Source organism: Hamadaea sp. NPDC050747 (assembly GCF_040654195.1).
In the GTDB taxonomy this organism is placed as follows: Bacteria; Actinomycetota; Actinomycetes; order Mycobacteriales; family Micromonosporaceae; genus Hamadaea.
The window spans coordinates 80779-106355 of record NZ_JBFAHM010000005.1 but is presented as its reverse complement, the minus strand read 5'-3'; the positions used below and the strand labels follow the sequence as shown (position 1 = coordinate 106355).

Here is a 25577-nt window from a genome sequence, read left to right as displayed (position 1 = left end):
TTCTCTCACCGCTCAGCCCTCCGGTGTAGGTGCAACTTGCAACCGGGTGCAACTGATCTTGGTTTACCGTGAGGGTAACCCGAGGTCAGGCGCGGTGTGGGCGAAATGATCTCTCATTCGATCCAGACGAGAAGATCAGCAGCCATTGGGACAGCGTACGACGGGTGTCACGACAGTGGTTACTACGGCGTCCACTACCGTGTCTGCATGCCTGAGCCAGCGCGCAACCGCCGACTCGCGATCGTCGCCGTGACCACGGCGGTCGCCGCGGTCGCCTTCTGGTGGCTGTTCCGTGGGCAGCACTTCTTCGACTTGAAGATCTACATCAGCGCCGAGAAGTGGTGGCTCGACGGCGGCGAGCTCTACGACTTCGCCCAGCCCGACGCCCTGCAGGGCCGGCTCTACTTCACCTATCCACCGTTCGCCGCCTTGATCATGACGCCGTTGGGGCTGCTGCCACAGGGTCTCGGGATCAGCCTGCTGACCGCGGGCACGATCGCCGCCGTCGTGGTCACGACGTGGTGGGTCACCGGCGGGCTCGCCACCCGCCTCCACATTCCTCACTGGTACGCCTTCGGCCTGGCGACGCCGCTGGTCTTCTTGATCGAACCGATCCGGACGACGCTGTCGTTCGGGCAGATCAACATGTACCTCGTCGCCCTGATCCTGCTCGATCTGCTGGTCCTGCTGCCGAGGGGCAGCCGCTTCACCGGCGTCGGCATCGGGCTCGCCTCCGCCATCAAGCTCACCCCGGCGCTGTTCATCGTCTACCTGCTCGTCTCTCGGCGTATCAAGGAAGCCTTCGTCGCAGCCGGCACCGCGATCGGCGTGACCCTGCTCGCGGCATTGATCGCCCCGACCGCGACCCGGGACTTCTGGTTCGGCGCGCTGTGGGACACCTCGCGTGTCGGGCGGACCGATTACACCGCGAACCAGTCGCTGAACGGGCTGCTCAGCCGCCTGGCCGCGCCCGACCGGCCGGACCAGGCGCTGTGGCTCGGGCTCGCCGTCGCGGTGGCGGTGTACGGGCTGTGGCGGGCGTCGATCGCCGCACGAGGCGGGGACGAGATCACCGGGCTGGCGCTGACCGGGTTGACCGCCGGGCTGATCAGCCCGATCACCTGGGTTCACCACATGTACTGGTTCGTCCCGGCGATCGTGGCGCTCATCGGGGCCGCGTACGCCGCTCGCGGCAACCGCCGGGGCTGGCTGCTGCTGGCCGCCGTCGCCGCGTACGCCGTCTGTGTGATCGGCGTCGACACGTTCGTGGACTGGGGCGTCGACCAGCGCCCGACTCCCGGCGTACGCGAGTTCCTGCTGCGCAATGCGTTCGTGCTGCTGTCGCTGGCGCTGGTCCTGTTGCTGCCGGTGCCTACCAGACGGGTTGCGCCGGAGCCCCTGGAAAACGGACCTATTGTCCGTTCTGGTACGCAGAGCTAAACTTTCGTATAGAAGGGACGATCCACCGCGCAGGACCCGTCCCCCCACACGAAGGTTCCAGAAGGTTCGGGCCTTCGCCGTTTACACCGTTCCCCCGGTGAGGGTGGGCCCGCTCCCCGCGGGCCCACCCGCGTGCGCCCCCACCTCGCGCTGCCCCCGCCCCCGCACCCCGAACCTCTCCGCGCGATCATGAACTATCGGTCGTGATCAACCGGCGTGTCGTGTCCCCGCGATCCTGATCGTTCCCGCGCCAGCCTGATCGACTTCGTCCGGGCACGACGGTCGGAGGTGACCCAAGCCCAGATGATCCAGTGCCCGTCATCAGCGATTTCCCGGCGTATTAAGAGATCATGTTCCCTCGGCATGCGCCGGAGGGCCGGATTTCGCTGGCCATGGGCACATGATCTCCAGAATCGCTCGTCTTCCGCTGACGACGGGCGCATGATCATGGCCGGAACGGCCGCCGCAGCAGCCGAGCCGCTGAAGACGGGCGACACGGGCGGGCGGCGGGCGACGGGTGCAGGCGCCGGGCACCAGGGCAGGCGACGGGCGACAGGCGACGAGGCCAGGCGACGGGCGGCGAGGCCGGGCACCGGAGGGGCGGGCGCCGGGCGACGGCGCGGATGATGCGGACAGGCGGACGAACTAGACGGCGCCTGAGCTAGACGGTGCGCTCGGCGGGCACGGATCGGCTTCCGCTGAGGACAAGCGGAACCGCGGGCAGGTCGTCGAGGACGCGCATCTCCTGGGTGGGCACGTCGATGGGCGGGGCGGTCCGGGGCAGTTCGGCCGAGGGCAGCGGCCACTCCGCCGACGGCTCCTCCTCGGGCGCGGCCGAGTCCGGAGAACCTGCAGCCGGAGAAGCCGGAGAAGCAGGCGGCCGAGCCCAATCCTCCGGCGAGGACGCCGAACCCGCCGAGCCCGCCGAACCCGCCGAACCCGCCGAACCCGCCGAACCCGCCGAACCCGCCGAACCCGACGGTCCCGACGATCCCGACCAGCCCGCGGAACCCGCCGAACCAGCCGAACCCGGCGAGCCCGCCGGACCCGAGGAAGCCGGCGTTCCGACCAGGGCCGAAGATCCCGGGGCCGAAGGCCCCGAAGAGGCGGAAGCCGGGGAGGCGGCCGGAACGGCGGAGGAGGCGTACACGGAGCCGGGCCGGGGCAGCACCACCGCGTTCTCCCGCGTCGGCGCGTCGGTCCAGCGCACCGGCTCACCGGAGCGCAGCGAGATTCCGGGGTCTCCCGGCGCGAGCACGTAGACGACCTGCCGGGCGGGCCAGGCCAACGTGACGAAGCCGAGCAGCAGCAGGACCGGTCCGAGGATCAGCAGTCCCCAGGTCGTCGAGTCGAGCCAGCCGAAGCGTACGGCCGCGCCGAGGGACACGTCGCCGAGCGAGGTTCCGTCGGGGGCTGTGACGACGAGGGCGACGGCACGCCCCCGCCATTCGGAGGGTTCGTAGGAGACGGAGCCGAGGCCGGAACGCAGCCACATCGGCTGTTCCTCGAGCTGCCCCAGCGGCGCCGTCCGGGTGCCGCTGAAAACGCGCGAGGAGACGTCCAGCGGGCCTCGGCCGAGCGAGATGCCGTCCAGCGTCGTGTAGGGCGAGCCGTGCAGCAGTGCCGCGACGTCCGAGGGCGACGCGAGCCCGACGAACAGCGGAGTGCCGGCGAAGGCGGTGATCCGCATCGACGTACGTCCGGCTCGGGCGAACGGGGCGTCCCGGCGGAGCAGGGCGTCGACGTCGGGCACCACGACGGCGTACCCCGGGTGGGCGACCGTCTCCAGGCCCGCCCGGAACTCACCCGCGGCGTCGCGGTGCTGCATCGCGTACCAGGCAATGGCCCCGGCCAGCAACGCGGGCGCCGCGACCGTCAGCAGAACCATTCCGACCAGCACGCGAAAGACACGCATGGCTCGTCTCTCCCATCGTCGTCCATCAAGGACAACGGGCGGGCGGGCGCTTCGATGCGGTCTGCTATCCGACGGGCACGGTGACCGTGACCGACTCCTGATCCACCTCGGTCGTGCGCAGGGTGAACTTCATCTGCCAGTCGCCCGGCGTCGGCAGGTTGACGGACCCGGACGCGTGGTTGTCGGTCAGCGGCAGCAAAGGCATCGACACAGGCTCGATGCCCGCGGTGGGCAGGGCCGCGCTGGCCGCCCACTCCACGACCTTCAACGGCTTTCCTTCCGGCGTGTACGCGTACAGGTGCACCACGTTCTGGCCGGTCTTCGCGGGGTCCACGTCGACCTGCAGCGTGTACAGGCCGGCCTTCACCGACGTCGTGAAGTACGCCTGGGTCTGCTGGACCGCACTGGGCTGGTCGGCGGCGACCCGGGCCGGGGTCGTCTGCGTCAGGGCGGCCGAGACGCCGAGGATGACCGCGGCGATGCCCAGCTCCACGCGTACCGCCCAGCGCAGGACGGAGCCGGCCGGGGCGTTGTGGACGAACGACCGCGCCAGGTACGCGAATCCGAGGATGACGATGACGAGCGCCACCTTGGCCAGGATGAGCCAGCCGTAGGTGGTCGTGACGAGCGCCTTGAGCGTGCCGATCTCGATGAGCGCCTGCACCACTCCGGCCAGCAGGAGCGAGCTGATGGCCAGGGTCGCCCAGCGGGACCAGACCGGCATGATCGCCGTCAGCTCCCGTTCGGTGGCCGTCTTCGGGCGCAGCAGGAACAGTGTCAGCATCGCCAGGCCGCCGAGCCAGACCGCCATCGCCGCGATGTGCACGGTGTCGATGACGACGGTGACCGCCGGGACCGGAGAGGCCGCGGAGTGCCCGGCCAATGGCCAGGTCGCCGCGGTGACGGCGAAGAGGATGCCGAGGATCACCAGGTCGCTGCGCGTCGGTTCGCCGTGGGTGACGATGCGCTTCAACGCTCCGGACAGGACGATCGCGGCGACGGCGAGCAGCCCGATCCGGGCGAGCATCACCGCGCCGAACTGCGAGTCCAGGACGCCGAGCAGGTCGTCGCCGGTCGTCCGGGTGAGCGGTACGCCGTTGACGTAGGGCGCCTGGAGGACGAACTGCCCCAGCGTCGACAGGATCACCAGCCCGAACCCGGCCGCCATGGCTCGCCGCGGTCCGCGCCGGGACATCCGGGCCGGCCAGAGCAGCAGCAGGACCAGGGCCGCGCCGACGGCCAGCAGGAGTCCGGCGTACCCGAGGTATTTGGCGACGCCGATCGAGATGGCGATCGGGCGGCTCGTGGAGCTGTCGTCGGTGGTGGGCGTGGGCACGGTGGCCGACGGCGCGCCGATGTTGAAGGTGAAGCCGCCGGGGACCGGATGGGAGTCGGCCGAGATGACCCGATAGCTCACCAGGTAGGTGCCGATCGGCAGGTCATCGCGCAGCGGGATCCGCAGGACCGCACCGTCGACGCTGGTCTCACCCTTGTCCGCGCGGCTGCCGTCGGGAGCGGTGACCCGGATCTTGTCCTTGACCGGGGTGATCGACTCGGAGAACGTCATGGTGACCTCGCTGGGCGCGGACGCGACCGTGCCGCCCTGGGGCGGGTTCGTCGCGACCACCACCGCGTGCGCCTGCGCAGGGCTCGCGACCCCGACCAGCACCACCAGCAACGCCGCGAACATCACCGCGAGCCGTCTCATTCGCTCTCCTGTTGATCATGAGGGGTTAGGTGGCGCAACGACGCTACCCGATGCCACCGGAAGCGGGCGTACGCGCGCCGGGCAGGGTGGCCGCCGCCTCCGTGGTCCTGCGGCCGAGCGCCCAGAGCAGTCCGGCCTGGACCAACGCCACGGCGTGCCCGACCTCGTGGGCCAGGTGGGTCGCACCGCCGGCCAGATCGAGGAAGCTCGTGGCGGCCAGGCAGGCGGCGAGCACGAAGGCGACCGGCACGAACGCGCGCGCCCGATCCGGGCGCCACGCCGCCAGCGCGAACCCGACCGCCATCGCGATGTCGAACGAGGCCATCTCCCGGGACGCGTGGGGGTCGACCCCGACGCCGAACAGCACCGGCAAGGCCAGCGCCAGCTGCACCGCGGCGGCGATCGCGACCGCGATCCGCAGCACCTGGCGGTCGCCGTGGCGGCGTACCAGGAGGGTCCGGCGCTCCTGCTCGACGGCGGCCAGGATCTGGCCGGTCAGGTCCGGGACCGCCACCACGCGTACGCGTGCCAGCCGGGTCACCCGCTCCGCCTCGGTCAGCCAGGATCGACAGCCGTCGCATTCGGCGACGTGCGCGTCCAGTCGATCGGCCGGCAGCTCGGTGGTCTCGCCGTCGAGGCGGGCGGACAGATCCAGGCGTACGGCGTCGCAGCGGGTGGTGCTCATGTGCCAATAGTCGCCTGTCGGCAAGCCGTGGTTCCCAAGGGCCTATCGGCCGCTAATCTGGGTCCTCGTGCCCTTCCCGCAACCCGGACCGTCCGGCAGCCTCGACGAGGTGACGAACTGGGCGTTGCGTGCGCGGGAGGGTGATCCGGTGGCAGAGGCGGCATTCGTTCGCACCACCCAGGCCGAGGTCTGGCGGCTGTGCGCGGCGCTGCTCGATCCGGGGACGGCCGACGACCTGACCCAGGAGACCTACCTCCGGGCGTTCCGGGCGCTGCCCGCCTTCGAGGGCCGGTCGTCCGCGCGTACGTGGCTGCTCGCCATCGCCCGCCGGGCCTGTGCGGACCAGCTCCGGCAGGTCGTCCGCGGCCGTAGGCTGGAACGACGGCTGGCGCTGGAAGCCGCGACACAATTGCCCGGCGGCGATCCTGCCGAACGGCACGGCTCGGACGATCTGATCGCCGCGCTCGGCGAGGAGCGCCGCAGCGCGTTCGTGCTCACCCAGCTGCTCGGCCTCTCGTACGCCGAGGCGGCGGAGGTCGAGGGTGTGCCGGTGGGAACGATCCGATCCCGGGTCGCCCGCGCGCGGACGGAGCTGGCCGCCGACGTGACGCGGGCCATGGCGGCCTGAAGCGAATTCACAGGGAACCGGACGAGGCGGGACGACGACTAATGACCATGTCGGTGAACGGGTGGACCCGGACTCAGCCCTGGGTGTCGCTGGTCGTGCGGCTGGCCCTGGCCGCCGTGTTCATCGGGGCGGGCCTGCCCAAGATCTTCGACCTGCCCGGCAACGCCCGGGCGGTCAACGCGTACCAGCTGATGTCGTGGGACGTCGCCCAGGTCGTCGGGGCGATCCAGCCGTTCCTGGAGGTCGGCATCGGCCTGCTTCTGCTGGTAGGCCTGCTGACCAGATTCGCGGCGTGGCTGTCGGCCATCGCGCTGGTCGTCTTCATCTCCGGCATCGTCTCGGCCTGGGCCCGGGGGCTGTCCATCGACTGCGGCTGCTTCAGCAAAGGCGGCCAGCTGCCGGTCGGGGTCGCCCCCAACTACACCTGGGACATCGTCCGCGACGTCGCCTTCCTGGCCCTGGCCGTCTTCCTGATCCTGTTCCCCTCCAGCAGGTTCTCGTTGGACGGTCAGTTGTTCGGCCCACCACTGGATATGGAGGAAACCATCGATGAGCAAGCGCGTGCAGGAGCGGCGCGAAGCGGCTCGGATCGTCCGTGAACAGCTCGCCCGCGAGCAACGCCGCAAGCGCACCCTGTGGATCTCGATCGGCGTGGTCGCCGTCCTGGTGATCGGCGGCATGATCGGATACGCGATCTACGCGAGCCAGAAGCCGACGTCGTTCAACACGCCGGCCCACGCCAACGCCGAAGGCACCGCCATCGTCACCGGCTCGGGCAAGGTGTCGGTCGACATCTACCAGGACTATCTGTGCCCGTACTGCAAGCAGTTGCATGACAGCGCCGGGCCGACGCTGGCCGCGCTCGCCGAGCAGAACAAGATCACGCTGAACATCCACCCGATCGCGATCCTCGACCGGTCGTCGACCAACCAGTACTCGACCCGGTCCGCGGCTGCGGCGGGCTGCGCGGCCGACGGCGGCAAGTTCCTCGCCTTCAACGACGCCCTCTACGCCAACCAACCCGCCGAGGGCGGCGCCGGACCGACGAACGAGCAGCTCATCACGACCGGGCAGGGCGTGGGTCTCACCGACTCGTCCTTCGGGAACTGCGTGAACGCCGGCACCTACATGACCTGGCCGGAGCACACCACCGACGCGGCGAGCGAAAAGGGTGTCAGCGGAACCCCGTCGGTGTTCGTCAACGGCAAGAAGGTCACCGCGTCGCTGGACGCGATCACCGCCGCCATCACCGCCGCGGGTGGTGACGCGTCGGTGGCGCCGACTCCCTCTGCCAGCTGATCCCCCTTCCACCCCCGAAGAAGGCCCCCGTTGATCATGAACCTATGGTCCGCCTCGACGGCGTGTCCCACCCTCAAACCTCATGATCAACGGAGGCGGGCGGCCACACTGCTCGGCGCGGCCGCCGTCTGGACCGCCCTACTGAGCTGGGCCGTCGCCACTCCGGCGGCGGCCCACGCGGCGGACGCGCCCGATGCCACGAACTACCGGACGACCATCACCGGCATCACCCCGGCGTTGCCCGGCGTGAGCGTACGCGCGATCGAGGCCGGCGCCCGCCTGGAGCTGACCAACCACTCCGACCGGGTCGTGGAGGTCCTCGGCTACAGCAACGAGGCGTACCTGGAGATCCGGCCGGACGGCGTCTTCGAGAACGTCAACTCCCCCGCGACCTACCTCAACGCGACCTTGCAGGGCGGTGTCGTGCCCCCGGCCAACGCCGACCCGGCCGCCGCCCCGCAATGGCGCAAGACCTCCGATCAGCCCGTGGCGCGGTGGCACGACAAACGCGCCCGGTGGACCGCGCTGCAACCGCCGCCCGCCGTGGCCGCCGACCCTGGGACCGGCCATCGCATCGCCGACTGGAGCGTGCCGCTGCGGATGGCCGACGATCTGTCCACACTAGAACTGAGAGGTACGCTCGACTGGGTGCCCCCGCCGTCGGCCGCGCTCTGGTGGAGCCTGACCATCGTGGTCGCCGCCGCCCTGGCGGCACTGGGCCTGGTCGCTGCTCTCCGCGTACAACTCCTGGGCATGATCTTGATTGTCGGCGGGCTCGCCGCCCTCACTTATGTGACCGCGCGGGAGATCGACGCCGGGGCGCGCGGGGCGTGGGAGATCGTCGCGGGCGTCTTCGCCAGTGAGCTGTGGCCCGCCGTGGCCGGGCTGACCGCGCTGCTCGCCGGGGGGTACGCGCTGCGCAACCGGCCGTCGGGGCCGTTCGCGGTGGCTCTGGCCGGCGCGGGCCTGGCGCTGTTCGGCGGCCTCGTGAACGCCGCGGTCTTCTTCCGCTCGGTCGCCCCGATCCCCTGGCCCGATCTGGTCGCGCGGCTGATCGTCCTGGCCGTCCTCGCGATCGGCATCGGCGTCTGCGGCGCGGCGGCCCTGCTCATGCGCCGCTCCGCCCGCCCAGGCGGGAACTAGTGTGGGCGGTATGCGACTGGAACCCGGCGACACCGCGCCCGACTTCACGCTGACCACCGCCACCGGCGACAAGCTGGCCCTCGCCGACCTGCTCAAACAGGGCAAGAAGGTGATCCTGTACGCCTACCCGGCGGCGATGACGCCCGGCTGCACGACGCAGGCCTGCGACTTCCGGGACAACCTGGCCTCGCTGACCGCGCACGGCTACAACGTCGTCGGCATCTCCCCCGACAGCCCCGACAAGCTCACGAAGTTCGTCGACCGGGACGCGCTGACCTTCCCGCTGGTCTCCGACCCGGACAAGAGCGTGCTGTCCGCCTACGGGGCGTTCGGGGAGAAGATGAACTACGGCAAGAAGATCATGGGCGTGATCCGGTCGACCTTCGTCATCGACCCCGACGGCAAGATCGAGAAGGCGTTCTACAACGTCAAGGCCACCGGCCACGTCGCCAAACTCCGCCGCGACCTGGGCATCGACTAGCTGTACTGCCCGCCCGTTCTGCGCGACCCCGCCGTGGCCGCGTGCCCGTGGCCGCCGCCGCGCCGTGGCCGCCGCCCGCTGGCTCAGCGCTGGATCAGGGTTCTCGGTCGAATCTTGGTCCAAGATTCGACCCGGATCCGTGATCCAGCGCCATCGCCAGTGCCAGCGTCGGCGCCGGCGGCGGGGCGGGTGCCGACGGCGGGGCGTGAGGCGAGGAGCGCTCCCGCGATGGTCGCGCCGAGCGCGACGACTGCCCCGACGACTTGCACCGGCGTGAGCGCCTGCCCGAGCACGGCCCATCCGATGACCATCGCGGCGACCGGGCTGAGCAGTCCGAGGAAGCCGGCCGAACTCGCGGGCAGCGAAGCCAGTCCCCGGAACCACAGCCAGTACGCGACGGCGGTGTTCACCGTGGCGAGGTAGGCGTACCCGGCTAGGTTGGTCGGCGATAGGGCCGGCGGAGCGCCCTCGATGAGCAGGGCCAACGGGACGATGACGAGTCCGCCCGCGGTGAGCTGCCATGCCGTCATCGTCAGCGCGTTCACGTCGTCGGGCCGGCCCCATCGCTTCGACAGCACTGTTCCCGCTGCCATCGCCGCCGCTCCGGCGAGTCCGGCCGCGAGTCCGACCGCGTCGAAGGAGGCGCCCGGCCGCAGCACGACCAGTGCCACGCCGAGGACGCCCACCACCCCGGCAGCGAGGGCCCGCAGTAGCGGACGCTGATGCAACAGGACGACGGACAGACCGATCACGATCAGCGGCTGCACCGAGCCGAGCACTGCGGCGACGCCGCCCGGCAACCGATACGCCGCCAGAAACAGCAGCGGGAAGAACGCCCCGATGTTGAGTACGCCGAGCACGAAAGCCTTGCCCCACCAGCTTCCGCTGGGCAGTTTCCGGGTGAGCAGGAGGAGAAGCAGCCCGGCCGGGAGTGCCCGGAGCATCCCCGCCAGCAGCGGCCGGTCGGCCGGGAGCAGTTGGGTCGTGACGGCGTACGTGGAGCCCCAGGCGAGCGGGGCGAGCGCGGTCAGCAGCAGTCTCATCGGGCCACCGCCAGCTCACGCGGCGTCGACAGAACCGGGCGGGTGTAGACGGCGTCGGCGGGCAACCGGCGTTCCAGTCCGATCAGGATCGCCGCCCCGGCCGCCGAGCTGACCGCCAGGGCCAGCCACGGCAGCCGCCCGTCGATGGCCAGCAACGCGGTGAACAGTCCCGGCGCGACCGTCGACGACAGCGCCCAGGACAGCTGATACGTCGCCAGGTACCGGCCACGTGCGCTCTCCGGGGCGGCGCTCACCGACAGCGCGCCGGCGCTCGGGCTGTGCACGAGTTCGCCCGCCGTGTATAGGACCAGCAGCAGCACGAGGCTCACCATCAGCACTTGCCGGGGCAGCGAGCCGAGCAGCGCGTACCCGACGAAGGCGCCGGCGAACAGCAGGGAACCGACCGCCGCCACGCGGGTGCGGCGGGCGTACCGGCGGGTGAACCGCCCGACCGGCACACCGGCGAACGCGCACAGCGCCGTGTTCACCGCGAACAGCGGTCCGGCGACCGACGCCGACAGCCCGAACTCACTGACCACATAGGCCGGCAGCAACATCGTCAGGGCCGCGTATCCCAAGGCGATCAGGAAGTTCGCAACCGTCAACGCGGCGAACGGGCCATCGCGGAGCACTGCTCGATAGCCGGCCTTTTCGCGTACAACTGGAGCTTTGACGGTCTTGATCCCCACCGCGAGCAGCGCGGCCAGGAAGAAGCTCGCGCCGTTGAGCCACGCGGCGATCACGAACCCGGTGTCGCCCGCGAGCGCGATCACCGCGGCCGCGAGCAGACCGCCCGCCCCCAGGCCGCCGTTGCGCACGCTGCGCGTCAGTGCCATCAGCCGATCCCGCTGCTCACCCTCCGCGACCTCGCCGATCAGCGCCTGCTGGATCGCGGGAAAAGCGCGCTCGCCCGCGGCACTCACGGTCGCGATGGCGGCGAAAGCTCCCAGACTCGTTCCCAAGGGGTACGCGAGGAAGCCGAGCCCGCGGAGCAGGTAGACCGCCTGCTGAGTGCGCTGGGCGCCGAACCGGTCGACGATCGCGCCCGCCAGCGGCAGCGCCGCCATGCCGAGGAACCCGGTGACGGTCAGCACCGCGCCGATGACGGCCAGGGACAGGCCGGTCACGCGCTGGAAGAAGATCAGGCTGAACGGCACATACATGCCGGATCCGATCGCGTCGACCAGCATTCCCGCGATCAACGCCCGCTCGCTGCGCTTACTCAACCCTGGCTTGTTTAGCATGGAAGTAACTTAGCACTAAGCTAGTTACTGTCAAGCTAGTATCTTCCGTGCTAGTTTCGTGCTAGCCTGGGGCATGCGACAGGACGGCGTGGACGCGATCATCGAGCAGTGGCGGACCGAGCGCACCGACCTCGACGACCTGCTCCCCATGGAGGTCTTCGGCCGGATCTACCGCATCGCCGGCACCATGGGCGACCGGATGGAAAAGGCGTACGCGAAGTTCGGCATCGGCCGCGGTGAATTCGACGTCCTGGCGACCCTGCGACGGTCAGGCGCACCCTACGACCTGTCCCCCAAGCAGCTCTCCGACACCCTCATGCTCACCACCGGCGGCATGACCGGGCGCCTGGACAAACTCGAAAAGGCCGGCCTCATCTCGCGTACGCCGGACCCGACCGATCGCCGGTCGCTGCGCGCCCAGCTCACCGATCGGGGACGCTCACTCGTCGACGACGCCGTCGCCGCCGGGCTCGACGTGCAACGCTCGGTGCTTTCGCACCTCGCTCCCGCCGAGCGCCAGCGGCTCGCGGATCTGCTTCGCGATCTGCTCGCCGCCGCCCGCTCGTGACCTCGCTCCCGCTCGCTCCGCTCTTTGCGCGCGATCATGAACTCACGGTCGTGATCGATCGGCGTGTCGTGTGCCTGGGACCCTGATCATTCCCCTGGCGGACTGATCAACACTCGCCAACGGGTAACGGCACGAGCGGCGCGATGACCCCGAGTCGGCGAACGTCTACACTGCGGTGGTTGCGCGGGAGTGGCGGAATTGGCAGACGCCCCGGTTTTAGGTACCGGTGCCTTCGGGCGTGGGGGTTCGAGTCCCCCCTTCCGCACTAACCGCACCATTGTGCGAAATGAGGGGTCGTCCGGTTCGCCGGTCGGCCCCTCTTCGCTGTTCAGCGGGATCATGAAGATCGGAGTTAGTTGGGTTCCGTCGATCTTGATCTCCGCCACGTGTACCTCTATGACGGCCTTGCGTTGACCAGGTGCGCGGTCGGCAAGGGCCAGAATCAGGTCGGCTCGCGCCTGCTCGATGGCTGCCGGGTCGAGCGGAGTCGGCGTTTCCTGGACGAGTTCGGCGAGGTCGTCGCGGCGGTTCTTGAGCTGGTCGACTTTGACGGTGAGGTCGCGGATGCGGTGGCCGCAGGTGCGTTCGTCGAGCGCGCCGTTCTCGAACGCGGCTAGGTAGCGGTCGATCGCCGTCTCGGCAATGGTGATCTGTCGGCCGATAGCCTCGAACTCTTCGCGGTGGCGCTGGGCATCTTGGGCGACCAACTCCGTTCGGCCGTGATGGTGTCTGCAATGAGGTCGGTGCGGCCGTAGAAGTCGATGAGTGCCTGGGTGACCGCCTCGTCGACGAGGTCGGCGTCGATGCGGTGGGCGGCACACCCGGCTTTGCCGTAGCGGGCTCGGCTGAAGCGGGTGTAGTAGCGGTAGCCGCGGCGTTTGCCGGTGGCGGACGTGCCGATGTACTTGCAGCCGCACTCGGGGCAGATAATCAGTCCGGTGAGCTGGTAGTCACTGTTGGATGCTGCCCGGCGCGAGCCGGCCTCGCCGCGCGCTTGCATAATCTGCTGGCATTGCTCGAACAGGTCGGCGTCAACCAACGCCGGATGGGCAACTGCCGACAATAACGTCGCGGAAGCCGAGTTCGCCGAGGTAGACCCGGTTACGAAGGATCTTGCCAATGGTGTGACCGGACCAAGTACCGCCACGAGCTGCTAGAGCTCGTAGCGCGGACCGGCCGTCGTAACCAGTTTCCGACCGTCGAAGCAGAGGTAACTGCCGCACGTCGTGACAACTGCTTCCTGCCCACGTTCGGTTCGTAAATGCGGATCTTGGTCGTTGAACACTTCAAAGACACCACAAGACAATCTTCAGGTCGGCATACTGGAAAGCAGAGCCGGAAGGACGCCCATGCGCCGACGGAAGGTTTCCAAACGGAACGTTACCTCCGCAGCCGCAGCCCCGTGGTGGCGACGGCATTGGGCAGCTTTGGTTGCAGCAGCAGCGGCGCTTGGGCTCGCCCTGTTCACATCCGTTGTTTCGCCGATCGCCTCCCGAGTCGTCGACGAGGTCTGGCACAAATCCAATCCGCCCCCATCGGCGGGCGAGCTAGTTGCGCTAAAGACGTGGCCACCTGACAACCGTCTAGATTGCAGTACGGCGGGTGGAGCAGCCAGTGTTCGTCCAAACCCAGACCCGAGTGGCTTCGTTGCTGGCCAGGGCGAAGACATCCGAATAGCTGCGCTGAGAGAGTTCAACGGCATCGTTTGGTACAGCGGGAAACTTCGTCTAACACTCACGGGCGTGGACGAGACGCCCTTGCTGGTGCTTAGTGCGTTATTCATGAGACGAGCGTCGATGTGGGATGCGCGCGCTTCCACTCCTCGAAATGCAGCAAGGCGAGCCAGTGGCCCTCCACGAACGCCACATGCTCGGAGCTCACCCCTCGGCCGCCATGCGATCGGCGCGTCGGGTCGGCACCCATCAACAACAGCAGCGTGGTCATGTCGGCGTGGAACTCTGCACCGGTTTGCCGAACCGCATCGATCTCGACGTCCAGCGCGTGGTGCAGCAGGGTCAGGCCGTCATGCTCCTCGTGCACATCCGCGCCGGCCTTGAGCAGCTCATAGAGTTCCTTGGACAAGCCCATCTCGACGGCCTGATGGGCCGGACTGACGTCCACCGCCTTGCTCCTCGCTGTGACTCATCGGGCTGACGTCGAGCGAGAGCCGACAGCCGCAGTGATCAAGATGTAACCTGTCGCATGTGGACACAACGGCCGGTCGCGCGTAGATCACCGGGGTTGTGTGGACCACCGTAACAAGCGGAGACCGGCCGTTGCGCGTCGAGAATATGACCGGCCTCGCCTCCGATCAAGTAGACCACCTCGTCGAGCAGTTGACCGATGGCGGAGTGTGGCGGGCGCACCGCCATCGCGCCCTGGACCCGCACCGATCGGTGCTCGTCGTCCTGCTGTACCTACGCCACAATCTTCCCCAGCGCCTGCTTGCCGAGCTGTTCGGCTGTTCCCAGCCCACGATCTCCCGTCTGATCACAATGCTGATCCCGATCCTCACCGACGTGTTATCGCCGCTGGCTGAACGGGTCGCCGAACGCGAGCTGCGTTCCACGGTGCGCGTCGACGGGTTCCTCGCGCCGATCGGCGACCGGCGCGCCAACACGTACACGTCTGGCATGTACTCCGGGAAACGACATCGCTGCGGGTTCAACATCCAGGTCGTCGCCTCCTGGCGCGGCCGACTGATCATGACCGGTGACCCGATGCCCGGCGCGATGCACGACGCCCGCGCCTGGCGAGAATCCGGCCTGGCCGCGCGATTCGCAGGCCGTCTGCATGCCGACGGCGGACCGGGCGGATTCGCCGACACCGCTTACACCGGCACGGGCCTGCTCGTCCCCGAACGGCGCACCGGCCAAGACCTGCTCGGCGTCCACGCTCGCGAGTTCAACAAGCTGATCGCCTCCCAGCGAGCCTGCGTGGAACGGTGCATCGCCCACCTCAAGAACTGGCGAATCCTCGCCACCGGCTACCGCCGACTGACCGCCAACTTCGCAGCGACGCTCGCCGCGATCACGAACCTGGAGATCTACCGGACATCGACGTTCGCCTCATGAATTATTCACTTAGTGTGCGTCCGGTCATCTTTGCGCATCACGATGTTAGCCCCTCGTGGGGACTTGAGGCGGATCCGGGATGCGGTGGCCCGTCTCAGGTTCGATTGCTCAAGGTCGTCCTTGACACTGGCTTATTCACAGATGAGGGCCTTACCCAAGGTGGTCCCGATAACCCGAACGCTCGAGCGGAACCCTTTGGCACATCATTCACAGTATCCAGTCGCGAAGCGGCTGATATCCAGGTCGACGTCTTCGCCTGTAGCGGCCTCTATGAGTTTGGCGTGAAAATCGAGTACGTCAGCGCAGGTCAAACGCGCACCATGACCATTGGTGCGCCCGAAAATCCGTTGAGGATAATCGGCGGCTGGAGAGGGGTGGAACGCTTCTACAGCCAGTACGGAAGCCCGGTTAGTCGCAACCGGGCTGCCGAGTTCCCTCGTGGCGTCCCATCGGTTCCAACAAACGCCAACGGTGTCTGCCGCTGAAGACGCACTCGAGATGCTTCGATGAGTCCGGTCCGCTCTGACTCAAACTAACTCCATGCGACGGCCACGTTGCCCGAAGGCGCTGGCCGCGTCGCCTTGCCCCGCATCATCGAGCACCTTCATCGGTAGACACAGTAAATCAGCCATTCCAGCGCAGCCGCTTCTTAAGCATGTTTAGGTGTGTGTTCGATACGTAGCCGTCTCGCTGAAGTCGACCGACTATGATCCCTGCGGAAACATTAAGCTCTCTGGCGAATGCCTGTACAGCAGTGGCAGTGAAGTCGCCAGTCCGCAGGAAAACCTCATACATGTTCTGCGGAACCAGAAGATCACGAGCAAAAGCGTCCGCCGCTTCTTCACTTGCGCTCTCGCTTGCCCCATCGACGTCGTCGATCGAATCCACGATGCTCCGTTTGCGCCCGGGCTGAAGGATATGGCCGGCCTCATGGAAGAAACTAAACCAGAAGTGATCATCTGACTGGTGTCGAAGGCTAAGTTGTACCAAAGCCTTCTCAGGTGAGATCCAACGAGCGGCTCCGCTCAGGTGGGTGCCTTTGAATTCTGGAGTCAATACGACGGCCACCCCAGCTTCGGCGCAGAGTTTGCGAAGTCTCTCAACTACCATTGAAAACGGCTCTTTGGTGCTCAAGGTTCTAATATCGCCAAGCGTGGCGCGGAAGCGATCGGCATCGAAGCGGCTGGTACTAATGGTCGCAGCCTCAATCTCGCCCCAACGCAGCCATGCCGCAACGGCCTCTGGATGCGCGACAAACACTGGCGACGATCGGAACGAAGCAGCTGGTGCTTCCATCCAATAACGCCGCCATGCATTAGGGCTGCTAACGTTGAAGAACGACAATAGAGCAGCTAGCGTTTCAGCCTTCGAGCGACCGGAAACAATTAGGCCACGTCGCACGAGGTCCGCGATCGGAAAGCGATCAGCCCATGAGGCATCCCGTTCAAGTTCCAACATGTCGCGCTCGCGCGCGAGATACTCACGATAGTTTGTCTCAAGACCGTTCCAAATGCTTGCACTGATTCCTAGTGCTCGCTCAAGTTGAATCGCCGTATCTGCCGTGATAGCTGCCTTGCCGTTCACGATTTCGTTTACAGTCTTAAGCGGCCGATCGATCCTCCGTGCAAGTTCGACTTGCGTCATGGATCGCTCTTCGAGTGCCTCGAGAAGTACCTCCCCTGGCACCACCGCCCAATCGGGCTGCCAAACCTCAGTTCCCATGGTAGTTCACCACCTCCTCGATCATGACTTTATTAACCTGCGACAGATCGATGCCCCCGTCAGAGAGCGTCGGGATGGGCTGATGGTCCGCAGAGAAGATCAGCCGATACGGGCCTCGAAGGTCAAGCGCGAAACAGCCAGCCCGATCGCCGGTCAGCACGTGAAACCTTCCCGGAACCGCTACCAGATCGGCAACAGTGGGGGCCGCCCGCAAGACCGCAAGACGCCTCTTGATCACCTGCCACTGAGCCTCCCCAAACTCCCGTTTTCCAAGGGAGTCAGAAGAGCAGCTTCTCGCCAGCTTCCCGCTGGCCCATGAGACGTCGATGACCGCCACTCCTTGACATGCTTTAACCCTTGGGGTTAAAACAGTATCAGAGAACGGACCGATGACGGAAGGGCTGGTCCGATGCAGCAAGATCTTTTCAGCCAGGACTTCGCTCCGATCCGGCACACAGCCAGCCACTACGTTCCTGTCCTCCAGAACAAGGCCGGCGAGCTTGAGGCACTTCGACGTGCCTCGCCGGATGTTTGGAGCCACATCACGCCCTTGATCAATATCGTCGGCCCCAAGAAGCCGCGCCCCAACGAGGTCAGCGTGCAGATTAGCTTCGAAGCCTTGCGATCTTGGGCGAAGCGGCTTGCGAGCGCGATTGGCGGTCGGCCCTTCTATTTGGACATACTGCGCCTTAAGCCATCGACACTACTCAAGAGCGACAACATTGAATTCAAGGGACGTCGGCGCGCACGCCGTCGCCAGTACGTCCTCGAACAGTTCTACGAGTTTGCCCAACAGCAGCGACTAGATTTCGTACCGGTTTACCGGACCGACTTGGGTAACGAGACATACACACGAATCGTCCGTCGCGCTGTTACAGAAATCGGTCGTGGGTTCGCATTGCGGTACCCACTCCTGAATACGGTCTCAGTTCTAGGGCCCGCCGAACTCGCCATCAAGATCGTTTCAGATATGGGAGAACAGACGAGGAATGTCGATCTCATCCTTGATCTTGAGTATATCCCGGCCGAGGCCGATTTGGATTTCGATCTCACGCAGCAGTTGGTGTCGAGCCTGTCCGACTCAGCCAGTTGGCGAAATGTCATCCTTCTTGGAACTTCTATTCCGTCCTCGATGAGCTGCATCTCAGAGGGGTCAGTTGGCCGGATTCAGAGAGCCGAATGGGCTCTATGGAAAGCACTCCGAGCTTCTGGAAATCCCAATCTCGTCTTCGGCGATTACGGAATTCAACACCCTAAACCACCCGCGGAGGGTGGGCCTGGGATGAGAGCGAATATCCGCTACACCTCTGAAGAGTCGACTATCGTCGCGCGCGGGCGTCAGGTTCTTACGGAGGGCAAAGAGGAGTACCGCAAACTTTGTAGGCAACTGCTACGGCACGACGAGTACCTTGGCGACGACTTCAGCTGGGGAGACTCACAGATCGGTGCCTGCGCTGACGGAGACACCGACCCTGGTAGCCAGAATCACTGGCGTGCCGTTGGCACGTCTCACCATCTAGCCTTCGTCAGCGGGCAACTGCAGAGCTCGTCGCAAGAAAGCGCCTCGTAGGGATTTTGGCCTGTGCCGGATCTCGGCAGAGCAATGTCCGAGTAACTATGTTCCGTAAGCCCTGTTGATCCAGTTGGTCGAGCAGTGCGGCCCACATCCATGAACGGCCGGCTCCGGCTGGCGGCGGCGTTCCGAGTAGGGTCAAGACTTCTCGAAGCTCATCTCGCCAGAGCAAGCGGACAAGCGTTGGTCCGTCCAAGGCAGAATTGCGCTCTGCGTGACGAACTTTGTCCATGTTGACAGAATTCCCGGCAGTTACGACCCATACGCCCCACCAAGACGGCACGATTTCAAGAGCGGCCTGTCGATGCCGCTCGGCCACCACGACGGTGCATTCGTCGAATATCCGACTATATGCGCCTACCTGCCGAGGTAGCCGCGATAGGTTGTCTCGCTGGCTCTTGATCTCGAACGCTCTGAGTAACGAGTCGACCAGGGCAACATCCACCCGCTCATGGGTCTGCGGTATCCACAGTTCCTCGATCAATGACCACTGGCCTGAGGCGCTCGCGAGGTGCGACCGGAGGGCAATGCGGACTTCGAGTTCGGTTGGCGCGATCTCGTTCAAGCTCTCACCTCCCGGAACTGAACCTACCGCAGCCATATCTTACGCGATACGCGTAACGGGTAACAGGTAAGATGACGGCGTGTTGGTGGGGTCGCATGACCGAGTACGGGCACTATCGCAAGTCGTGTTCGGACAGCGGTACAGGCTGGAGGTGATGGTGGCTATTGCCGGGTCACCAAGCGGCACAGTGTGCCTCAGCGACCTCGCCCGGACTTTGGACGTCACCGCCAGCAACCTTCAGCGGCCTCTAGCGGACCTTGTACAAGCTGGCCTCCTGTCGCCCCTCCCTCAGACAGACTCCAAGAGAAAGTTCTATCGCCGCAGCGACAGCCTGGCGTGGGCTTTCGCGGTCGAACTGTCTTCGGCTGCAGGCCGCGGAAAGTCGCCTCGCTCAGCGTTCGACCTGCCGTAGAGGCGGCGCCCCGATCCACGATGGCGCGTATCGCGTCTCCGTCCTCGGTGTTGCACACTGCCGGATGCCTTAACGTAGTTCACACCTCGAATCCGCCATTCGCACGCGCAGCGGATCTCCCGTGATCAGGACACGCCGTTTCGCATTCTGCGACCCACGGTGCACCCTTCGCCGTTACCTTCGGCCCGATCGTCGGCCGGTGCCGTCAGCGACATCATGGGTGCCCGCCACGCCCGGGCTTGGCTTCGGCGCCCTGGCGTGATACCAAAATGAATCCCAACTTGGTATCATGCTGTTTATGACCATCCAGATCGCCCTACGCCTACCTGACGACCTCGTAGCCTTCGTCGACGAACAGGTCAGCTCGGGTGCCGCGACCAGCCGTGCGGCGGTCGTAACCCGCGCGCTTGAGCGCGACCGCCGCCGCGAAGCGGCGGAACACGATGCTCGGATCTACGCCGCTGCCAGCCAGCCGTCGGACCTCGACGAGCTGGCGGCCTGGTCCGGCCCACAGCCGATGGACATCGACTGATGCGACCCATTCACCTCGCCTCACTTGACAAGACCCGCCCAGTCCTGATCTTGACTCGCGAGCAGGTACGCCCCTATCTCAAGTCGATCACCGTGGCCCCGATCACCAGCACTATTCGCGGCCTGTCCACGGAGGTGGGCGTGGGCCGCGCCAACGGCCTTGATCACGATTCCGTAGTGTCCTGCGACAACGTCACGACCGTGCCGCAGTCTGCGATCGGACGGCTTCTCGGATATCTGAAGGCCGATCAGGAGGTCGAACTCGCGCAGGCGATCGCGGCGGCGTACGACCTCGAACTATGAGGCTGGTGGACGTCGCTCGATGAACTGTTCTAGCGTTCATGCATTGTCCGCACCGTCGCCTTGAGCCGCTTCTTTCAGTGCAGCGGTCGCCCGCCATCAGGACACGCCGTTTCGCATTCTGCGATCCGCGGTGCACCACGGTTCCATTGCGACGACCGCGTAGTCGGCGAGGCTGCGCCCGTCAGCGCGACAGCGGATCCTGGACGAAGGTCCCGTCCTGGAGTCGGAGAAGCATGAACCGCACGGTCTTCTGAGTTCCGTCGGCGTTGAAGCCGGCCGACCCGGTGAGCAGGTCGACGTCGCCGGGCTGCGTCTCGGCCAACGCCTTGCGTATCGCGGATTTGTCGAGGCTGCCGGCCCTCCTGATCGCGCTGGCCGCCAGCTGGACCGCGTCGTACGCCTGGATCGTGAAGGGGCCGGCGTCGTGCCCGGCGAGCGCGCGGTACTTCGCCGACCAGGCGGCGAGGTCGGGCAGGAATTCCGGCATAGGCAGGGCGACGCCGTAGGTGTCTTTGAACGCAGCAGGGTCGATTCCGCGGAACACCGCCGGGTTGACGCCGCCGTCCGAGAGCATGATCTTTCCCTGGTAGCCGGCCGCCCGCAGATCGCGGATCAGCTTGCCCGCCTCGGCGTAGTAGCCGGTGAAGAAGACCAGATCGCCTTGCATCGCCGCGATCCGCGCGGCGCCGGTGTCGTAGTGGTCGGCGCCCTGGCTGACCTGCACCTCGCTGATCACATCGATGGCGCTGGCAGGCTTGCGTGCGGCGTCCCGGGTGCCTTGGGCGACCGACTCCGAGAAGCTGGTCCCGTCATGAACGAGGACGACTTTGTGGGCGTCGAGTCGGGGCATCCACGAGACGGCGCGTTGAGCTTCGATCGCCGTCGTGCCGGAGAGCAGGAAGACGTTGTCGTAGCGCGGCTGGATGAGATCCGTGGAGTTGGCCGCGGGGATGATCATCGGGACCCCCGCGTTGTGGAAGATCCGGAGGGTCGGCACGGTGGCGCTGCTGCAGTAGCCGCCGACCGACACCGTGACGTCCTGTTTGATCATTTCGTTGGCCCGGTTCACGGCCGTCTCCGGATCGCACGCGTCGTCCGCGGTCACGATCTCGACACGCCGTCCGAGCACCCCTCCGGCGGCGTTGATCTGCTCGGCCGCCATGGTGAGAGCCGGAATGATGTTCGCCGCCGACGGAGCGTTGTCTCCGGTCATCGGCATGAGGGCTGCGAGCCGGATGACGTCCGGTGACGGTGCCGGGGTGCTGCTTCGACCGCCGGTGCCACAAGCGGTGAGGCCCAGGGCGAGAGCGACGGCGGCCGCCAGCATCCCGCGCCTGATTCGTCCGCTAAACATGCTTTCACCTTTCCGAGGCAGTCCTGTAGTGTTGCACACCTTGACGCGGATCCGGACCTTCGCTTGAAGGAGTTTTCGCAGGTCATAGCTGCTGCGAGAGGAGAGCGCGGCGGGAATGACAAGACACCGACGTAGATCCGATGCAGCCTTTGATCGTGTCCTCGTGCGTGCCGCCGCGGGCTACCGCACGGATTCCCGCGCCCGCCGGACACGAAGCCTGCTCACCACCGCGGCACTGGCCGTGGTGCTCGTGGCTCTGGTCGGGTTCACCCTTTGGGGCAGCCTCCAGACAAGCAAGGCGACCGCGCGGCAGAGCCAGGCACAGGCCCTCGACGCGCTGTTCAGCGATGCCCGCGCCGCGGTGGCGTTGGAGGCCGCGCAGATCCGCAGTTACCAGCTCGAGCCCTCCAACGCCGCTCGCACCCGCTATCTGAAGTCGGTCAACGCGACCGCAGCCGTCCTCCAGAAAGCGGCGGTGTCGAAGTTTTCGGTGGCCGCCGGCGACGCCGCGCGACTGGGCCGGGAACAGGCGGAGTTCCGGGCTGCGGCCGACCGCCTGATCAACCAGGTCGCCAATCAGGATCAGGCTGCCCGGCAATTCGATCGCCTAGAGGTGCAGCCCCTGTACTACACACTGCAGCGCGACATCGACGACGTCGCGAACGGCTACCACAGCGACGCCCAGCGCATCACTTCCGAGCTGAGGCACATCCAGTCTCGAATTCTGATCACGATGGTGAGCGGTTTCGCCCTCGGGCTCGGACTCGTGGCCGTCATCTGGCGAGTGGTACTGGGCTACCAACGTCGGCTCGTCGTGCAAGCCGACGCCAGCGAACACCTGGCTCTCCATGATCCGCTCACTGGCTTGCCCAATCGCGCGCTGTTCCAACGCCGCCTCGAAGCCGCACTGCGCGGCCGGCAGGACGCGCAGCCAGCCGTCATGATCGTGGACCTGAATGAGTTCAAGTCCGTGAACGACACCCTCGGCCACCACGCCGGCGACGAGTTGCTCACCGCGATCGGACATCGCTTGCAAGCCTTGCTCCGGACCGGCGACACCGTTTCTCGCCTCGGCGGGGACGAGTTCGCAGTACTGCTTCCAGCGGTCGACAGCGTCGCGGTGGCAAGCCGCATCGCTCAGCAGGTCGGCGAGGCGCTACGACAGGATTTCGCGCTCAACGCCGGCCCGGCCGCGGTCAGCGGCAGCATCGGCCTCGCCATCGCCGACGAGTCGTCCAGCGCCGAGACGTTGCTTCGCCGCGCCGACGCGGCGATGTACCGGGCGAAGGAGAACGGCTCGAGCGTCGCCGTTTACGACGCGCAACTCGATGCCGAACGCCCTGAGCGGATGGTGCTTTTCGGGGAGCTGCGGGCGCTGGTGGACGGCGGCGACCCCGACGATCAGCTCGTGCTCTTCTACCAGCCCCAGGTGTGCCTCGCGACCGCTTCGGTCACCGCGGTCGAGGCCCTGGTCCGCTGGCGGCATCCGCGGCTCGGCCTGCTATTGCCGGGGGCGTTCCTCGCGATCTCGGAATCCGGGCGCCTGGAGATACCGCTCACCTACCACCTGCTCCGGCTGGCCGTCCGCGATGCCTCGGCCTGGCAGGAGCAGAACCCGGTGACGGTCGCGGTGAACGTCTCGCCCAAGTGCCTCCTCGACGACGCGTTCGCACAGCAGGTGCGCTCCGCCCTGGCCGAATCCGGGCTACGGCCGTCGCGCCTGCGGCTGGAGGTCACCGAGAGCAGCATGATGACGGACCCCGACAAGGCACGCGCCATGCTGCGCCAGGTCCAGCAGGACGGCGTCCAGGTCTCCATCGACGACTTCGGCACGGGCTTCAGCTCGCTCAACCAGCTCCGGCAACTGAACGCCGACGAACTCAAGATCGATCAGACACTCACCCGCCACGTGGCGACCGATGCCGGGAACGCCGTGATGGTACGCAGCGCGATCGATCTCGCCCACAACCTCGGCCTCTTCGTCACCGCGGAGGGCGTGGAGGATCTGCGTACGCTGGCCGTCCTGCGCGATCACGGATGCGACCAGGCCCAGGGGTACGGAATCGCCCGTCCCGTACCGGTCGACAACCTCGCAACCGCCTGCGCCGTGGCCGAGGAGCGCGCACGCATGATCGCGGAACCGGGGTTCGCCGTATCCCCTGGTGCGGTCGTCTGACGTCAGCCGCCTCGCGCCCGCCAAGCCTCAGATCATGCCGCCGGCGGCATGGATCGTCTGACCGGTGATCCAGCGGCTCGCCTCGGACGCGAGGAAGGCGACGACGTCGGCGATGTCGCCGGGTTCACCGAGCCGGCCCAGCGGCGTACGAGCGGTGGCGTCCGCGATGACGTGCGGCGGCACCGTGGCGAGCACGTCGGTGCGGGTGAGGCCGGGCAAGACGCTGTTGACCGTGACGCCCCGCGAACCGACCTCCCACGCCAGCGAACGGGCGAGTTGATCGCTCGCCGCCTTGCCTGCGGCCAGTAAGGCCATGCCGGGCAGCGGGGACACGGTCAACGCGGAGGAGATCAAAATGATCCGACCGTGGTCGCGGATACGAGTCGCCGCCTCCCGCAAGGCCACGAAGGTGGCGCGGACGTTGGCCGCAACGTACCGGTCGAAGTCGTCGTCCGTCGCCCGGGACAGCGCCCCGGCGGTCGCCGTGCTCGCGTTGTTCACCCAAACGTCGACCCGTCCGAAGTAGTCCTCGGCGGAGTCGAAGAGCTCCTTGACCGCGGCGGGCTGAGTGATGTCGGTTCGGACGGCGACGGCCAGACCCCCCGCCTCCTTGATGCGGTCGACCACCTGTTCCGCCACGTCCTGATCCCGGGAGCCGATGACCACCCGCATTCCCATGGCGGCGAGCCGTTCGCTGATCGCCCGTCCTATCCCGCGTGATCCCCCGGTGACCACTGCGACGTGCTCCGCTACCTGCATGATCCCTCCAATAGGAGATTGTATGGATAGTCGAGATCATGGACTACTTTGGTTGAGACTGTCAACTGTCGAGGTGCTAGGCTTCTTTCGTGGCCAGCACATCCGAGGACGAGCTCATCGAGACGATCGTCGGCTTCTTCCGCGAGACCGACGGCCTGTTCAGCGCGACGAGCCGCCCCTTGGGGCTGACCCCTCAGCAGGCGCAGATGCTCTGTTTCACCCAGCACCTGCAACCGTCCTTCGGCGAACTCGCCGGCCTACTGCACTGCGACAAGACGAACATCACCGGCCTGGTCGACCGCTTGGAGAAACGTGGCCTGGTCATCCGTCAGCCCGATGCCCAAGACCGCCGGATGACCCGCGTCCACCTGACCTCGGAAGGCGAGGAGCTGACCAAGCGGTTTCAGCACGCCTTCAACAGCGCGCTGACTTCGCGCCTTCGTGATTGGACCGCTGCCGACCGCAAAGACCTGCTCCGGCTGCTCCAATCCGCGACCACCGCCCTGCGTGGCTGACCCAATACGAGGTCATCAGCGGCAGGCTCAGTAGTCCAGCAGCTCGGCGCCGTACTTCGTGAACAGGTCGCGAAGGTCGCCGCGGTCCGGTGAATGGATGGCCTGAATCAGCTCATAGGTGCGGGCACCCATGACGAGCAGGTATCGGGCCGGTTCCGAGCCGGGATTCCAGTAGGTGTGCGGGGTTCCGCCCGGGACGACGGCCGCTCCCCCGGCGGGAACCTCGACCTCGTCCTCGCCGACCCGGATCCGCAGGACTCCGGACAGGACGTACCAGGCTTCGTCGTCCTCGTGTTTGTGGAGCGGCGCTTGGTACAGCGGCTCAGGGCCGGTAGCCGCCTCGGCGGTCCACTCCGCGAGAACGATGTTCGATCCGGGCGGAGCCAGTACGCGTCCGGCAAGGCTGGCGGCGTGCACGTCCAGCGACATTCACGAAAGG

Annotated in this window: 28 protein-coding genes and 1 tRNA gene; 16 read left to right on the top strand and 13 right to left on the bottom strand. The window is 66.7% G+C overall.

Going from position 1 to position 25577, the window contains the following annotated elements:
• Window positions 1–207 precede the first annotated feature (207 nt).
• Entirely contained in the window at window positions 208–1440 is a 1233-nt protein-coding gene (locus tag AB0H43_RS12745; protein WP_359999445.1) for a glycosyltransferase 87 family protein, read from the top strand.
• Between the two features lie 661 nt (window positions 1441–2101).
• On the opposite strand, the gene AB0H43_RS12740 is transcribed toward AB0H43_RS12745, so the two are convergent.
• The 3 genes from AB0H43_RS12740 to AB0H43_RS12730 all read right to left on the bottom strand — a co-directional run bounded on the left by AB0H43_RS12740 (window position 2102) and on the right by AB0H43_RS12730 (window position 5748).
• Complete coding sequence (locus tag AB0H43_RS12740; protein ID WP_359999444.1) at window positions 2102–3355, bottom strand: hypothetical protein; 1254 nt, start codon at window positions 3353–3355, stop codon at window positions 2102–2104.
• A 64-nt stretch (window positions 3356–3419) separates the two neighbouring features.
• A complete protein-coding gene (locus tag AB0H43_RS12735; protein WP_359999443.1) occupies window positions 3420–5063 on the bottom strand; it encodes a copper resistance protein CopC in 1644 nt (547 codons plus the stop codon).
• Between the two features lie 43 nt (window positions 5064–5106).
• Window positions 5107–5748 carry a zf-HC2 domain-containing protein gene (locus AB0H43_RS12730; protein ID WP_359999442.1) on the bottom strand — a complete coding sequence of 214 codons (642 nt, stop codon included), beginning with the start codon at window positions 5746–5748 and terminating at the stop codon, window positions 5107–5109.
• 67 nt (window positions 5749–5815) lie between these two features.
• Here AB0H43_RS12730 and AB0H43_RS12725 point away from each other — a divergent pair, with 67 nt between their 5' ends.
• From AB0H43_RS12725 to bcp, 5 genes are read left to right on the top strand one after another with little or no spacing between them, the layout of a single operon-like run.
• The gene (locus AB0H43_RS12725) at window positions 5816–6376 is read left to right on the top strand and encodes a sigma-70 family RNA polymerase sigma factor (protein WP_359999441.1); all 561 of its coding nucleotides are present in this window, start codon (window positions 5816–5818) and stop codon (window positions 6374–6376) included.
• A gap of 41 nt (window positions 6377–6417) precedes the next feature.
• Window positions 6418–6975, top strand: coding sequence for a MauE/DoxX family redox-associated membrane protein (locus AB0H43_RS12720; RefSeq protein WP_359999440.1), 558 nt, complete (start codon window positions 6418–6420; stop codon window positions 6973–6975).
• On the top strand, window positions 6926–7675 hold the full coding sequence (locus AB0H43_RS12715) for a thioredoxin domain-containing protein (protein WP_359999439.1): 750 nt from the start codon (window positions 6926–6928) through the stop codon (window positions 7673–7675). The genes AB0H43_RS12720 and AB0H43_RS12715 overlap by 50 nt, the downstream gene beginning before the upstream one ends.
• 36 nt (window positions 7676–7711) lie before the next feature.
• Window positions 7712–8818, top strand: a complete 1107-nt coding sequence (locus AB0H43_RS12710; RefSeq protein ID WP_359999438.1) for a hypothetical protein — start codon at window positions 7712–7714, stop codon at window positions 8816–8818.
• A gap of 10 nt (window positions 8819–8828) precedes the next feature.
• Window positions 8829–9299, top strand: coding sequence for a thioredoxin-dependent thiol peroxidase (gene bcp, locus AB0H43_RS12705; protein ID WP_359999437.1), 471 nt, complete (start codon window positions 8829–8831; stop codon window positions 9297–9299).
• An 83-nt stretch (window positions 9300–9382) separates the two neighbouring features.
• Here bcp and AB0H43_RS12700 read toward each other — a convergent pair whose 3' ends face one another.
• Window positions 9383–10342 (bottom strand): EamA family transporter, encoded by a 960-nt coding sequence (locus AB0H43_RS12700; RefSeq protein WP_359999436.1) that lies wholly within the window; start codon window positions 10340–10342, stop codon window positions 9383–9385.
• On the bottom strand, window positions 10339–11586 hold the full coding sequence (locus AB0H43_RS12695; protein ID WP_359999435.1) for an MFS transporter: 1248 nt from the start codon (window positions 11584–11586) through the stop codon (window positions 10339–10341). The genes AB0H43_RS12700 and AB0H43_RS12695 overlap by 4 nt, the downstream gene beginning before the upstream one ends.
• A gap of 73 nt (window positions 11587–11659) precedes the next feature.
• Between AB0H43_RS12695 and AB0H43_RS12690 the strand changes: the two genes are divergently transcribed.
• The 3 genes from AB0H43_RS12690 to AB0H43_RS12680 all read left to right on the top strand — a co-directional run bounded on the left by AB0H43_RS12690 (window position 11660) and on the right by AB0H43_RS12680 (window position 12771).
• Complete coding sequence (locus tag AB0H43_RS12690) at window positions 11660–12154, top strand: MarR family transcriptional regulator (protein ID WP_359999434.1); 495 nt, start codon at window positions 11660–11662, stop codon at window positions 12152–12154.
• Window positions 12155–12337: 183 nt separating this feature from the next.
• Window positions 12338–12419, top strand: a tRNA-Leu gene (locus AB0H43_RS12685).
• 91 nt (window positions 12420–12510) lie between these two features.
• The gene (locus AB0H43_RS12680) at window positions 12511–12771 is read left to right on the top strand and encodes a hypothetical protein (RefSeq protein ID WP_359999433.1); all 261 of its coding nucleotides are present in this window, start codon (window positions 12511–12513) and stop codon (window positions 12769–12771) included.
• On the opposite strand, the gene AB0H43_RS12675 is transcribed toward AB0H43_RS12680, so the two are convergent.
• Both AB0H43_RS12675 and AB0H43_RS12670 read right to left on the bottom strand, forming a co-directional pair.
• Window positions 12768–13193, bottom strand: coding sequence for a zinc ribbon domain-containing protein (locus AB0H43_RS12675; RefSeq protein ID WP_359999432.1), 426 nt, complete (start codon window positions 13191–13193; stop codon window positions 12768–12770). The genes AB0H43_RS12680 and AB0H43_RS12675 overlap by 4 nt on opposite strands.
• Before the next feature lie 740 nt (window positions 13194–13933).
• Window positions 13934–14275: an ankyrin repeat domain-containing protein gene (locus tag AB0H43_RS12670; RefSeq protein ID WP_359999431.1), complete on the bottom strand. Its 342-nt coding sequence runs from the start codon at window positions 14273–14275 to the stop codon at window positions 13934–13936.
• A gap of 155 nt (window positions 14276–14430) precedes the next feature.
• On the opposite strand from AB0H43_RS12670, the gene AB0H43_RS12665 reads away from it, so the two are divergent.
• The gene (locus tag AB0H43_RS12665) at window positions 14431–15228 is read left to right on the top strand and encodes a transposase family protein (RefSeq protein WP_359999430.1); all 798 of its coding nucleotides are present in this window, start codon (window positions 14431–14433) and stop codon (window positions 15226–15228) included.
• Window positions 15225–15713 carry a hypothetical protein gene (locus tag AB0H43_RS12660; RefSeq protein ID WP_359999429.1) on the top strand — a complete coding sequence of 163 codons (489 nt, stop codon included), beginning with the start codon at window positions 15225–15227 and terminating at the stop codon, window positions 15711–15713. The genes AB0H43_RS12665 and AB0H43_RS12660 overlap by 4 nt, the downstream gene beginning before the upstream one ends.
• A gap of 139 nt (window positions 15714–15852) precedes the next feature.
• Here AB0H43_RS12660 and AB0H43_RS12655 read toward each other — a convergent pair whose 3' ends face one another.
• Window positions 15853–16950: a HigA family addiction module antitoxin gene (locus tag AB0H43_RS12655; protein ID WP_359999428.1), complete on the bottom strand. Its 1098-nt coding sequence runs from the start codon at window positions 16948–16950 to the stop codon at window positions 15853–15855.
• Window positions 16940–17287 carry a type II toxin-antitoxin system RelE/ParE family toxin gene (locus AB0H43_RS12650; protein WP_359999427.1) on the bottom strand — a complete coding sequence of 116 codons (348 nt, stop codon included), beginning with the start codon at window positions 17285–17287 and terminating at the stop codon, window positions 16940–16942. The genes AB0H43_RS12655 and AB0H43_RS12650 overlap by 11 nt, the downstream gene beginning before the upstream one ends.
• Window positions 17288–17359: 72 nt before the next feature.
• Here AB0H43_RS12650 and AB0H43_RS12645 point away from each other — a divergent pair, with 72 nt between their 5' ends.
• A complete protein-coding gene (locus tag AB0H43_RS12645) occupies window positions 17360–18520 on the top strand; it encodes a beta family protein (protein WP_359999426.1) in 1161 nt (386 codons plus the stop codon).
• Here the strand turns inward: AB0H43_RS12645 and AB0H43_RS12640 are convergent.
• Window positions 18477–19124, bottom strand: a complete 648-nt coding sequence (locus AB0H43_RS12640) for a sce7726 family protein (RefSeq protein ID WP_359999425.1) — start codon at window positions 19122–19124, stop codon at window positions 18477–18479. The genes AB0H43_RS12645 and AB0H43_RS12640 overlap by 44 nt on opposite strands.
• A 674-nt stretch (window positions 19125–19798) precedes the next feature.
• Between AB0H43_RS12640 and AB0H43_RS12635 the strand changes: the two genes are divergently transcribed.
• On the top strand, window positions 19799–20032 hold the full coding sequence (locus AB0H43_RS12635) for a hypothetical protein (protein WP_359999424.1): 234 nt from the start codon (window positions 19799–19801) through the stop codon (window positions 20030–20032).
• Window positions 20032–20334, top strand: a complete 303-nt coding sequence (locus AB0H43_RS12630; RefSeq protein WP_359999423.1) for a type II toxin-antitoxin system PemK/MazF family toxin — start codon at window positions 20032–20034, stop codon at window positions 20332–20334. Before AB0H43_RS12635 ends, AB0H43_RS12630 begins: the two co-directional genes overlap by 1 nt.
• A 181-nt stretch (window positions 20335–20515) precedes the next feature.
• Here AB0H43_RS12630 and AB0H43_RS12625 read toward each other — a convergent pair whose 3' ends face one another.
• Window positions 20516–21688 (bottom strand): branched-chain amino acid ABC transporter substrate-binding protein, encoded by a 1173-nt coding sequence (locus AB0H43_RS12625; protein WP_359999422.1) that lies wholly within the window; start codon window positions 21686–21688, stop codon window positions 20516–20518.
• A 163-nt stretch (window positions 21689–21851) separates the two neighbouring features.
• On the opposite strand from AB0H43_RS12625, the gene AB0H43_RS12620 reads away from it, so the two are divergent.
• Window positions 21852–23864, top strand: a complete 2013-nt coding sequence (locus AB0H43_RS12620) for an EAL domain-containing protein (RefSeq protein ID WP_359999421.1) — start codon at window positions 21852–21854, stop codon at window positions 23862–23864.
• Window positions 23865–23891: 27 nt separating this feature from the next.
• Here the strand turns inward: AB0H43_RS12620 and AB0H43_RS12615 are convergent, their stop codons facing one another.
• The gene (locus AB0H43_RS12615) at window positions 23892–24623 is read right to left on the bottom strand and encodes an SDR family oxidoreductase (protein ID WP_359999420.1); all 732 of its coding nucleotides are present in this window, start codon (window positions 24621–24623) and stop codon (window positions 23892–23894) included.
• Between the two features lie 89 nt (window positions 24624–24712).
• Between AB0H43_RS12615 and AB0H43_RS12610 the strand changes: the two genes are divergently transcribed.
• Window positions 24713–25138 carry a MarR family transcriptional regulator gene (locus AB0H43_RS12610; protein WP_359999419.1) on the top strand — a complete coding sequence of 142 codons (426 nt, stop codon included), beginning with the start codon at window positions 24713–24715 and terminating at the stop codon, window positions 25136–25138.
• A gap of 27 nt (window positions 25139–25165) precedes the next feature.
• Here AB0H43_RS12610 and AB0H43_RS12605 read toward each other — a convergent pair whose 3' ends face one another.
• The gene (locus tag AB0H43_RS12605; protein ID WP_359999418.1) at window positions 25166–25567 is read right to left on the bottom strand and encodes a cupin domain-containing protein; all 402 of its coding nucleotides are present in this window, start codon (window positions 25565–25567) and stop codon (window positions 25166–25168) included.
• Between the last annotated feature and the right edge of the window lie 10 nt (window positions 25568–25577).